Annotated in this window: 3 protein-coding genes; all 3 read right to left on the bottom strand. The window is 66.6% G+C overall.

The features are described from left to right. Positions 1-363, bottom strand: a 363-nt coding sequence (locus tag I71_RS09325) for a response regulator (protein ID WP_042694162.1), incomplete at its 3' end; no start/stop codon positions are given. 37 nt (positions 364-400) lie between these two features. After that, complete coding sequence (locus I71_RS09330; protein WP_042694164.1) at positions 401-1144, bottom strand: amino acid ABC transporter ATP-binding protein; 744 nt, start codon at positions 1142-1144, stop codon at positions 401-403. Positions 1145-1163: 19 nt separating this feature from the next. Next, positions 1164-1976: amino acid ABC transporter permease (locus tag I71_RS09335; RefSeq protein WP_042694167.1), on the bottom strand; the 813-nt coding region annotated here is incomplete at its 5' end.

Raw genomic sequence — 1976 nt, forward strand, 5'->3', positions numbered from 1 at the left:
TTCAGCCGGCGCAGCAGGGTTCCGCACCCGGGCCAGGATCTCGCGCGGCTCGAAGGGCTTCGCGATGTAGTCGTCGGCACCCATCTCCAGCCCGATGATGCGGTCCAGCTTCTCCGCCCGGCTGCTGACCAGGATGATGCCGATCTCCGACGCCGCGCGCAGCTCGCGGGTCAGGGTCAGCCCGTCCTGGCGCGGCAGCCGGATGTCGAGCAGCACGAGATCCACCGCCGTCGCCGCCAGCAGATCCTTCAGCTCCTCCGCACTTCGGGCCTGCAGGACGTCGAAGCCCTCATCCGTCAGGTAGGACTTCAGCGTCTCGCGCGTCACCGCGTCGTCGTCGGTGATGGCAATGGTCGCCGGCATGGCCCTCTTGTCCGCTTCTTAAGCGCGCCCTTACGCCTCAATGTTCCAGGATCTGGCCCAGGAACTGGCGGGTGCGCTCGCTTTTCGGGTTCTCGAAGAATTCGGCCGGCGACCCGCTCTCGATGATCGAGCCTTCGGCCATGAAGACAATAGAGTCGGCGACCTGCCGGGCGAAGCCCATTTCGTGGGTGACGCAGACCATGGTCATGCCCTCGCCCGCCAGCTCGGTCATGACGTCCAGCACCTCCTTGACCATTTCGGGGTCGAGTGCCGAGGTCGGCTCGTCGAACAGCATGATCTCCGGCCGCATGCACAGCGCGCGGGCGATGGCGACGCGCTGCTGCTGGCCGCCGGACAACTGGCCGGGGAACTTGTGCGCCTGGTCGGGGATGCGCACCCGCTTCAGGTACATCATGGCGATCTCCTCGATCTCGGACTTCGCCATGCCGCGCACCCAGATCGGGGCCAGCGTCAGGTTCTGCAGCACGGTCAGGTGCGGGAACAGGTTGAAGTTCTGGAACACCATGCCGACCTTGCGGCGGATCTTCTCCACCGCCTTCACGTCGTCGGTCAGCTCGATGCCGTCGACGATGATATGGCCGGTCTGGTGCGCCTCCAGCCGGTTGATGCAGCGGATCATCGTCGACTTGCCCGACCCGGACGGGCCGCAGACGACAACCTTCTCGCCCTTGCCGATGCTGATGCTGACGTCACGCAGCGCGTGGTAGCTGTTGTACCACTTGCCGACCTTGCGGAGTTCGATGATGGCGTTGGCGGTCATGACGTATCTCCAGGGCCGGTCAGCGGCGGGTGTAGCGGTTGGCCAGACGCTCCAGCCACTGGCTGTAGCGCGACATGCTGAAGCAGAAGATCCAGAACATCAGCCCGGCGAAGACATAGACCTCGGCGAAGTAGGGGCGCCATTCGGGGTCGGTCGTCGCCACGGTGGCGGCGGTCAGCAGGTCGTACAGGCCGACGATGGTGACCAGCGAGGTGTCCTTGAAGGCGCTGATGAACTGGTTGACGATGGGCGGGATGACGATGCGCAGGGCCTGGGGCAGGACGATCAGCATCGTCTTCTGCCAGTAGGACAGGCCCAGAGCGTCGGCGGCCTCGTACTGGCCCTTGGGAATCGCCTGCAAGCCGCCGCGCACGGCCTCGGCCAGATAGGCGGCGGTGAACAGGGTCATGCCGGCGAGCGCGCGCAGCAGCTTGTCGACCGTGACGCCTTCCGGCAGGAACAGCGGGAACATCACCGATGCCATGAACAGCACGCTGACCAGCGGCACGCCGCGCATCGCCTCGATGAAGCCGACGCAGAAGGTGCGGATGGCGGGCAGCGAGGACTGGCGGCCCAGCGCCAGCAGGATCGACAGCGGGAAGGCGAGCGCGATGGAGAAGACCGACAGCATCAGCGTGATCGGCAGCCCGCCCCAGCGGTCGTTCGGCACATAGCTGAGGCCGGCGACGCCGCCCCACATCAGCACGCCCATGCCGACCAGCGTCAGCGCCCAGGCGCCGGCCAGCCAGGGCCGCCAGAAAGCGCGCACGCCGCTGGCCCCCAGCATCGCCACGAACAGGGCGCAGGCCAGGAAGGGACGCAACTGCTCGTC

The organism is Azospirillum sp. B506, assembly GCF_000333595.1.
Lineage (GTDB): Bacteria > Pseudomonadota > Alphaproteobacteria > Azospirillales > Azospirillaceae > Azospirillum.